Source organism: Salipiger thiooxidans (assembly GCF_900102075.1).
GTDB lineage: Bacteria > Pseudomonadota > Alphaproteobacteria > Rhodobacterales > Rhodobacteraceae > Salipiger > Salipiger thiooxidans.
The window spans coordinates 284,767-293,973 of sequence record NZ_FNAV01000007.1 but is presented as its reverse complement, the minus strand read 5'-3'; the positions used below and the strand labels follow the sequence as shown (position 1 = coordinate 293,973).

At 63.6% G+C, this 9,207-nt stretch carries 7 protein-coding genes and 1 pseudogene; 2 read left to right on the top strand and 6 right to left on the bottom strand.

The features are described 5' to 3' along the window. The coding region (locus tag BLQ77_RS12885) for an IS30 family transposase (RefSeq protein WP_110476894.1) at window positions 1–327 on the top strand (327 nt) is incomplete at its 5' end. 25 nt (window positions 328–352) lie between these two features. Here BLQ77_RS12885 and BLQ77_RS12880 read toward each other — a convergent pair. Then, on the bottom strand, window positions 353–784 hold the full coding sequence (locus BLQ77_RS12880; RefSeq protein WP_089959706.1) for a glyoxalase superfamily protein: 432 nt from the start codon (window positions 782–784) through the stop codon (window positions 353–355). Next, complete coding sequence (locus tag BLQ77_RS12875) at window positions 781–2,175, bottom strand: MATE family efflux transporter (RefSeq protein ID WP_089959703.1); 1,395 nt, start codon at window positions 2,173–2,175, stop codon at window positions 781–783. Before BLQ77_RS12875 ends, BLQ77_RS12880 begins: the two co-directional genes overlap by 4 nt. Before the next feature lie 639 nt (window positions 2,176–2,814). Between BLQ77_RS12875 and BLQ77_RS12870 the strand changes: the two genes are divergently transcribed. Further along, window positions 2,815–4,449 carry a flavin-containing monooxygenase gene (locus BLQ77_RS12870; protein WP_089959698.1) on the top strand — a complete coding sequence of 545 codons (1,635 nt, stop codon included), beginning with the start codon at window positions 2,815–2,817 and terminating at the stop codon, window positions 4,447–4,449. 66 nt (window positions 4,450–4,515) lie between these two features. Here BLQ77_RS12870 and BLQ77_RS12865 read toward each other — a convergent pair whose 3' ends face one another. The 4 genes and pseudogenes from BLQ77_RS12865 to BLQ77_RS12850 all read right to left on the bottom strand — a co-directional run. Further along, a complete protein-coding gene (locus tag BLQ77_RS12865; protein WP_089959694.1) occupies window positions 4,516–5,400 on the bottom strand; it encodes a helix-turn-helix domain-containing protein in 885 nt (294 codons plus the stop codon). A gap of 72 nt (window positions 5,401–5,472) precedes the next feature. Then, on the bottom strand, window positions 5,473–6,741 hold the full coding sequence (gene acmB, locus BLQ77_RS12860; RefSeq protein WP_242661708.1) for a methyl acetate hydrolase AcmB: 1,269 nt from the start codon (window positions 6,739–6,741) through the stop codon (window positions 5,473–5,475). Window positions 6,742–6,769: 28 nt separating this feature from the next. Continuing rightward, complete coding sequence (locus BLQ77_RS12855) at window positions 6,770–7,822, bottom strand: AraC family transcriptional regulator (RefSeq protein WP_242661710.1); 1,053 nt, start codon at window positions 7,820–7,822, stop codon at window positions 6,770–6,772. Between the two features lie 157 nt (window positions 7,823–7,979). Next, window positions 7,980–8,342 (bottom strand): annotated as a pseudogene (locus tag BLQ77_RS12850) (transposase); the annotation flags it as partial. Between the last annotated feature and the right edge of the window lie 865 nt (window positions 8,343–9,207).

The following is a 9,207-nucleotide window of genomic DNA, read 5'->3' as shown; positions in this document are numbered from 1 at the left end:
ACCTTCGACCGCGGCACGGAATTCGTGTCATGGCCGCACCTGCAGGCCCAGCTCGGAACCCAAACGTGGTTCTGCGACCCCTCCTCGCCTTGGCAGAAAGGCACAGTCGAGAACACCAACCGCCGGCTCCGCCGCTGGCTTCCAAGGCAGCGTGACGTCGCTGCCATGACAGAGCCCGAGCTGAAGCAACTCTGCGACCAGCTCAACAACACGCCCCGCAAATGCCTCGGCTGGAGGACCCCGGCCGAGGTCTTCCGAGAAAAGATGATGGAGGAAATCGGCCGACGCCCCTACCCTCGCAGGTCATGGGAGTCGCGCTTCAAGTAGCGCACACACTCGCCGCCAACAGACGTCAGGGCGGCGCCTTTTTCACGATCAGATGCGGTGCGCCGTCCGATGTTCTGCGATGACTGCGCCCGTCCAGGGCGAGGGTTCCACGTATCCTGTGACGCCAGTTCGAGAAGCTCTCGAACCGAACGGTGTCAACCGGCTGGTCGAGCTTGATTTCCACCTGCCGATGCCCTGCAGGCCCCGACAGGGCAGTGATTTCGCCGGTGTAGGCCTGGCCGAGGTAAGACCCGGCCACCCGATCACCGAGGGCAAGTTCGGCTGGCGCGTTCCGTTGGGTGAGCCGGGCATGCAACGTGTTCCAGTCCCGTGCCCCGTGTTGCTTGGCAATGAGTTCAAGGGCTTGCGCATGCCCGATGACAGTGCCCGCAGCCTGCAGAGCCTGCCGGAGCGCTTTGGCCTGTGCCTTAACGGTGTCTAGCGATGTCCGTGTCATGGTCTCTCCTTGATAAGCAGTGTCGTGGGTGTTGTGTCGAATACGCGGCTCCGGAAAATGATCATCAGAGCCACAAGAGCCAGGGCAGCGTCCGCGGCTGGAAACGCATACCAAAGGCCTTGAAGCCCAGAGTGCGCGTTCAGGACGATGACGAGAGCAGGCGTCAGAAGCCAGGGCTTTCCCAGAGTCAGAACTGCGGTTCGCAGCGGATGTCCCATCGCCTGATAATGCATAGCAATGACGAGGATCGGCCCGGTGACGGCATAAAGCGCTGTCATGGGGCGCATGATTGCGCCAACTGCAATGATGACCTCCTGATTGTCGGAAAACAACGCGCCGAGCATTTCGCCTGCGCGCATGGCGGTCAGTGTCACGCCCAAGCACCACAGAAACGCGCACCCTATCGCGAGCCGCAGGGCCGCGCTCGCCCGGTCCGTTCGGCCTGCGCCGACGTTGTTCCCGGTGATGCTTTGGGTGGTCAGCGCGATGGCCATCTGCGGCAGGAAGGCCAGACCCAGAATGCGCGTTACAATCCCGTATGCTGCGACATACGTTCCATGATCTGCGGCGGTGTTGCCGATGGCAAGGAGCACGGTGCCGGCCACGAGCGCCATTCCGATGAAGCTCAGACTGAGTGGCAGGCCCAAAGCGAGGATCTGCCGCCACCCTGTCAGCCAGCTTGCGTTCCGGATCATATCAAGCGGCAAAAGAGCGGGGTCGCGTTTGCGCACTAACAAAAGCAGCATCACGCCAAGTGACTGCGCCGCCACCGTCCCGATTGCCGATCCTGCGATGCCGAAATCGAGGACCACAATCGCGATGTAGTTCGCAGCGACGTTCAGCAGGTTAACGATCACCGACAACAGTGCGATATGCCCCGATCGCCCTTCGTTGCGCAGCGCATCAGCATGCAGGCCCAGACCAAACTGCACAGGCGCCCCCAGGATCAGGATCCGCAGATACGCTCTTGCTGGCGCCGCCAGAGGTTCATTTCCGGCGGCGAGAAACGAAACAAGGCTCGGGCCAAACATCAGCGCGCCGAGCATCAAGGCCGCACTCAGGGCGAGGGCAAGCCCATGCGCTCCCGCGAAAACAGCGCCCGCATCGCGTCGCGCGCCTTTGCCCAGGTACCGCGCCATAAGGCTCGACATGCCGCCACCCGTCAGAGTGGTCAACGCAGTCAACAACATGGCCACAGGAAAGGCCAGACTGACAGCAGCTAGGGCGTGGGCACCGATAAAATGTCCCACGAACATCCCGTCGACCACGTTCAGCAGGCCGCTCGTTGACATGACCACTGCCATGGGAAGGGCGTTGGACAGAAACAGTCGTCTGACCGGCAGGGTCAGAAAGGGGTTTTCAATCGTTTTGGCAGCGCGTCCGACAGACATCGCTCACTCCTCGCAAGAGGCATTTCGGATTTGGAGGGGGGCCTGCATTACCCACCTGCGAAATGCTTCGAGGGTGAGATGTCGTCTTGCTCCGGGCTTCACCGTGACTCGCGTCCGCAGGCGGCAGGTGCCCGGCACCTTGCCGCTCCGATACGAGGGATCAGCCTGCAAGGCAATAACAGGATCCAATCGCAGTTCAGTCTCTGTTCCCGAAATGCCACACGCAGGGGGAACGCGCGGTCCTCTGCGGTCGGTTGGGGCTTTTCGCGTCGATCCGCCGGGCTTGGTGACAGGGACGGCGCCAGTCGGCCTCTGACTCGCGCACTCGGGCCACGGCCGACCTTCGTACCAAGCGTAGCCGGTGGCCGCTCTCGTCTTGTTCAAAACCGTTCTGATCTGCAAACCTGAGGGAGGTCGGTGGAACGAAAATTGTATTTTTCCGTAGCCAGTCTCGACGCTATCTGCCGGCCCTTTCTGGGCTTTTCTTGTGCCGACCGAAGCCCCCAACGTTTCGTTCTAAGCGTCGGGGCGAAACGTTCAATACGCGCGCGCTCTGTCCCGCCTAGCCTTGTTCCTCAGCGCCGGTCCTGCGGTAGAGGAGGCCGCCCCGGCTGCGATGACAACAACAGGGAGAGAGAGATGACGCATAAGATTGATGCTCTTGTGATCGGGGCTGGGGTGGCGGGGCTCTACCAGCTTCACCAGCTGCGCGAGATGGGGCTGGCGGTTCACGGGGTCGACGCGGCCTCCGATGTCGGAGGGACGTGGTACTGGAACCGCTATCCCGGCGCCAGGTTCGACAGCGAAAGCTACATCTACCAGTACCTGTTCGACGAGACGCTCTACAAGGACTGGACATGGTCCGAACGCTTTCCCGCCCAGCCCGAGATCGAACGCTGGATGCACTACGTGGCCGACCGGCTGGACCTGCGCAAGGACTTCACATTCTCGTCCAGGGTGACACGCGCCGTCTATGGCGAGGACACCGGCCGCTGGACGGTGGAGACGGACACCGGCGACGTCTACGACACGCAGTTCCTGGTCAGCTGCTCGGGGATGCTGTCCGCGCCGCTGACGGATCGCTTTCCCGGACAGGACCGCTTCGAGGGCCGGATCGTGCACACCGCGCTCTACCCGAAGGAGGGCCTGGATCTCGAGGGCAAGCGCGTGGGTGTCATCGGTATCGGTGCGACCGGCATCCAGGTGATCCAGACCATCGCGCCCGTGGTCGACACGCTGACGGTCTTCGTGCGCACGCCTCAATATGTGCTGCCGATGAAGAACCCCAAGTACGGTCCGGACGACGCGGCCACCTACAAGGCGCGGTGGAACGAACTGACCTCGAACCTGCCGAACACCTTCACCGGCTTCGAATACGATTTCGAGCATGTCTGGGCAGATTGCACCCCCGAACAGCGCCGCGCGATCCTCGAAGAGAACTTTGCCGACGGGTCGCTGAAGCTCTGGCTGGCCTCGTTCAGCGAGGTGTTCTTCGACGAGGAGGTCAGCAAGGAGATCAGCGCCTTTGTGCGCCAAAAGATGGAAGCACGCCTGAAAGACCCCAAGCTGATAGATATCCTCGTGCCGAAGCAAAGCGATTTCGGCTTTGGCACCCACCGCGTGCCCCTCGAGACGAACTACCTCGAGGTCTACCTCCAGGACAATGTCGAGGCCGTCCCGGTGAGGGATAACCCGATTGCCGAAATCGTCCCCGAGGGCGTGAAACTGGAGGACGGGACGGTCTATCCGCTCGACGTGATCGTCATGGCGGTGGGCTTTGACGCGGGGTCTGGCGCGCTGTCGCGGATCGACATTCGCGGGCGCGGCGGCATGACGCTGAAAGACGAGTGGGAAAAGGACATCCGCACCACGCTGGGCATGCAGAAGCACGGCTTCCCCAATCTCTTCATGGCGGGCGCCCCGCTCGCCCCGTCCGCCGCGCTGTGCAATATGACCACCTGCCTGCAACAACAGACCGAATGGATCGCCGATTGCATCAAGGCCATGCGCGCCCGGGGGGTAACGGTGATCGAACCCACCGCGGAAGGCGAGGATGCCTGGGTGCAGCACCACGATGAGACGGCAAATGCCACGCTGATCGCGAAGACCGACAGCTGGTACAACGGCGCCAACGTGGCGGGCAAACCGCGCCGGGTGCTGTCCTATACCGGCGGCGTCGGGACCTACCGGGCGAGGTGCCAGGAGATCGCCGAAAAAGGCTATGAGGGGTTCGCCCTGACCGGCGCGCCCGAAACGGCGGAACCGGCCGAGTGATCCCGGGCACGGCGGGCCATGTCTCTGGTCCGCCGTGCCCCCGACTCCGTGCGGTCGGCCGACTGCCTATTGCGCCTGCCGTCGAAAGACAGCGGGCGTCTTGCCCGTTGCGACGCGGAACATCCGCGTCAGATGCGCCTGGTCGGAAAAGCCGCAATCGAGCGCGACGGTCTTGATCGGCGCATCGGTTTCGGCCAGCAGGCGCTGCGCCCGCTCCATGCGCCGGGCCGTGACAAAGGCATAGGGCGGCCTGCCAAAGCTGCTGCGGAACTTGCGGGCGAAAAGGCAGGGCGACAGCCCCAGTGAATCCGCCATCATCTTGAGATCGAGACTGCTGGCCAGATGCGTGTCAATGAACTCGACAATGCGGCGCTGTTGCGCCGGGCTCAGCGCGCCATCTGCGCGACAAACCCGCATACGGATGTCGGCATAGCGCCGCAGCAGGTGTACGATCAGCGCCCGGGCCACGCTGTCGACATAGAGAGCCCCGCCAAGGCCCTTTGTCTCGGCCTCGCGCGCGATTTGTTCCATCGCCTGAGTCATGATCGGATCTTCGGTGCGCAGCACATCGGCGAGTGCCACCTCCGAGACGGCGCAGTCCAGGACCTCGCTCGCCACCTGCGCGACCAGTGCGCCGGACAGGTAGACATGCGTGACGTCGACGGGCTCTTTCCAGGTCCAGTTCACCCGCTGCGCCCGGCTTAGAAGAGACGCGGCGCCGGGCCCGAGCGTCTCGTGGGTCCAGCGCCCGTCATAGCGCCTCTGCATCGGCGTGACCCCGCCGCGATACCCCACGAGCAGGAAATCCTTCATGGCCGGGACGATCACGTCCTGGCCGTCGTAATGGTACGACCGACAGGCCACGTTCTTCCAGCCCAGCCCGTCGCTGGCCGACAGGACCCGGCCCGGCACCCAATCGGGCAGCTGCTGGTAATTGATGAATTCGCTCATCACGCATCCTCCTCCCAAAGACATGCGGAAACGAAAACCGGGGGCGGTCCCGCCGCCCCCGCCCCTGGCGGATCAGCTGTTACGGATCGCGTCGTAGACCGCGGTCTCGAAATCCAGGAAGCCGCCAAAGGATGTCGGATCGCCGAACGGCAGAATCTGCGTCGCCCAGTAGCCGCCGACACCAGCCGCGCGGTCGATCCAGTAGAAACTGTTGGCGAGCCCCGCCCAGCCGATGGCCCCCGCCGGGCGGCCCGTGGGGGCCTCTTCGGTGTTCACCATGAATGTATAGGACCAGTCCTTACCCACTCCGGGAAAGAACTCCGCGTCGTTGGACAGCGACGGGATCACCCCCGGCAGCATGGTCACCTTCTGCGGCGGCACCAGAGCGCCCTTAACGGCCCATTCGACCGTCTCGGGTTTTAGCACGCGACCGTTCGGCCCGTTTCCGTCGTTCAGCCACATGCGAATGAACTTCATGTACTCGGGCACCGTGCCGTAAAGACCGTGTCCGCCCATGTCGACCTCGGGGTTGTCCGGCAAGGCGAAACCGTCCATCGGCGCCAGAGAACCATCTGCGCCGCGCGCGTGAATCGTGGCCGTGCGGCTCTTCATCGCGTCGGAGCGGGTAAAGGCAATCTCGTCCATGCCGAGCGGATCAAAGACCCGCTCCCGCATGACCTCACCCAGCCGCTTGCCCCGGATGCCCTCGACGACCTGCCCGACCCAGTCGATGTTGGTGCCATATTCCCATTTTGTGCCGGGATCGAACAGCAGCGGGGTCTCGAGGGCGGCGCGAGTGCCGCTGACGACCGAGGGCTGGCCATGTTCCTCAGCCATGCGCTTGTACATCTCGTTGAAAAAGTCGTAGCCGAAGCCGCCCGTATGCAGCATCAGCTGCCGGGTCGTGACATCGGTTTTCGGCGCGCGCAGGCGGGGCTGGCCGTTGGTGTCGAAGCCTTCGAGCAACTGGAGTTTGCCGATGGCGGGGGCGTACTCCTTGGCGGGGGCGTCGAGATCCAGAAGCCCTTCTTCCACGCATTGCAGCGCGGTGGTGCCCGCGATCGCCTTGGTCGTCGAGAAGATGGCAAAAACCGTGTCCTCGGTCATCGGCACGCCGTCGAGCCGCCGGGCCCCCGTCGCGCCGCTGTAAATGTCGCTTTCGCGGTCCGTGACCATCGCGACGACGCCCGGAACCCGGTCTGCGCCCTCGCTGACGCGGCGCAGCACTTTGTCCAGCGCAGCGGTCAGGTCTGCGGTGTGAATGTCTTTCATGGTGTCCTCCCTAGACTCGTGCGGTGGAGGGTAGCCCTTCTGGCGCGCGACGCTGTCACCCAGCGGCACGGGCTGTCCGAAATCGGAAGCCGATTTATCAGCGGGCCGCCCGCGCGCGAGTCTGCGAGGGCAGCTCGCCGAACCGTTCGCGGTAGCGCCCCGCCAGCGCGCCGAAACTGCCGAACCCCCAGGCGCTGGCAATCGTGGCCACGGTCTCCTCCCCGGGACGGGTCTCGAGATCCCTGCGGAATCCGTCCAGACGTCGCGCAGCAAGGAAGGCGCGCGGCGACACCCCCCGGAAACGGGCAAAGCCACCCGAGAGCGTCCGCGCAGAGACACCCACACGCTGGGCGACATCGCCGATGGAGGGGGCCTCGCGGGCTTCGGCCTGCATGATCTCCTCGGCCCGGCGGACATAGCCGGGTGCCGCGCAGCGCGCGCCATCTTGCAGGGACATCCCGGCCGCGCCGGCCCATTGCCGGAGCAGTTCGACGCAAATCATTTCTTCGATGTGGCGCGCGATCGCGGTGTCGCTTGCCGCGTTGCCAGCCTGCACCAACGTCCGCGCCGCGTAGTCCAACAACGACAACCAGGCTGAGCCTGGGCCGCCGAACCTGACCCGCCGGGTCCAAAGGCCGTCATCCGGCACAAAACCGAACCAGCGTTCGGCCGTTTCGGCGATGACATCGTGCGGGATGGTCAGGTTCAGCTGCATGTGGTCCGGATCGCCTTTCAGCCAGTATTCCGTTCGCGAACAATCCACGACGAAACTGTCCCCGCCCGTGGTCGCGACCGATCCCCCGTCTGTCTGATGGTCAAGCGATCCCTGTAACGTATTCAGTACGAGGATGTTTCCAGCCTGCGGATCGAACCGATCAAGATAGATTCCGGTTCCGTAGGCGAACCGTGTCATGGTCACGCGCCCTGCGCGAGCACTGATCATGGTGGCGTTCGGGCGCGAAAACCGCACCAACGGGCGCACCCTGTAGGGCATGTAAACCGATTGGCAGAAGGCCTCTATCTCGTCCCAATCTGCGGACCGGCTGGTGCCTCCGTGGCGGATAAGCCGACCTCCGGCATCCCTCAGGAGGGCGTCCTGCAACAAAACCTCGCTCCTTATCGCTATTCCGGTCTTCCCTGATTTTACCACAGTCCTGACGCGCAATCACACGGATTGTCTTGCGCATCGACTGCAATTTGATTGGGAAGATCAGCACATCCCATGATCGACGCGCTTGGCCTGGCTCTTCGACACCCCCGGACTGCCGCTCTCGGCAGATTGCTTCGCAGTCGCCTGTTGGGCAGTGCATGGCCAGCACCAGGTCGTCCATCAAGCGCGCCGAGACGCCATGGACGTAAGCGCCCTGGATCACGGCGGTCAGCGCCTTCTCAACGGAGCGCCGCGGCTCGAGGAACGAGGGGAAACAGGAGCCGGTGCGCAGGCGCGGGATGCGCAGCTCGACGCTGCCGGCGCGGGCCTGCCAGTCGCGGTCGCGATAGCCGTTACGCTGCACCAGTCGCTCGCTGCTCTTCTCACCATAGTCAGCACCGGTCTTGGCGCCGATCGCCGGCTCCATCAGCCGCTCGGCAGCACAACCGATCATCTCGCGAGGCAGGTCGGCATCGGCGTTCGGGGCGGCGCTCGGACCGATGGCGCGCCTGCCCCTCACCCTCTAACGGCGCACGCGGGTCCATCATGGCTTTGCTCATCGGGGGCATCCCTCGGTTCAGGTTGGCTCAGCAACCCGACCCTACCGAGAACCCCGATGGCCGCCGAAACATACACAACGCCCTAGGACGTCACCGACCTCTCCGAAGGCCGGTGCTCTTACACCGTCTCCCGGGGCGCTACCCGGCTCCACGGCGACAACGCACCGCAGACCCCGAGACATGAGCCCAAGTCGCTGGCCACGCGAAGTCCTTGAGCGACATACGACGGATCCGTCGTGACCAGCCCCGAGCAGGTGAAAAAAACGCGTTTTGCCTGATCGATCCCGATAATCGTAACCTCGGAGGTGGATGCTCCCCCTTCTGTGATGGCTTCAACATGCAGCACATTGGCACATGGCGATCCCGTCAGGTGGTGGCTACATGCCATCGCAAGAGCCCCGCGCAGCGGCCTTCGATAGTCTACAGCCTTTCACGATCGGGCCCATGGTCGTATCGACGAGACGACCCCGCCCGCAATCGCGAAGAGGATTGTCCCGGCCGGGGAGTTTGAGTTGGAGCGTGTCCGGGTTGCGCATTCGGATGATGTCGAAACGCTGAGCCGTTTCTTCCGTGAGGTTCTAGACCGCCTGACCACCTCAGGCGACTGGCAGAAAGGCCCGCAACGTTTCTCAAGACGTTTTGCGGACACCTTCAGAATAACAGGATGTAAGGAGTTTGGCTTGTGATCTGGGTCCCCATTTGTCTCGGTGCGTTCAAGCTCACCGTGCTCGGCGCGACTGTTTTCCTGTCACTCAAGTCGCATCGCGATGGAGAACGGGAGCAAAAGCGGCAGAGGGAGGAAAGGCGCCAGCCTGCGCCCGCACA

What these genes read in the sequence shown, in the direction of transcription:
- BLQ77_RS12875 (WP_089959703.1), bottom strand. Translation starts at nt 2,175, where the DNA reads ATGTCTGTCGGACGCGCTGCCAAAACGATTGAAAACCCCTTTCTGACC.
- BLQ77_RS12880 (WP_089959706.1), bottom strand. Translation starts at nt 784, where the DNA reads ATGACACGGACATCGCTAGACACCGTTAAGGCACAGGCCAAAGCGCTC.
- BLQ77_RS12865 (WP_089959694.1), bottom strand. Translation starts at nt 5,400, where the DNA reads ATGAGCGAATTCATCAATTACCAGCAGCTGCCCGATTGGGTGCCGGGC.
- BLQ77_RS12870 (WP_089959698.1), top strand. Translation starts at nt 2,815, where the DNA reads ATGACGCATAAGATTGATGCTCTTGTGATCGGGGCTGGGGTGGCGGGG.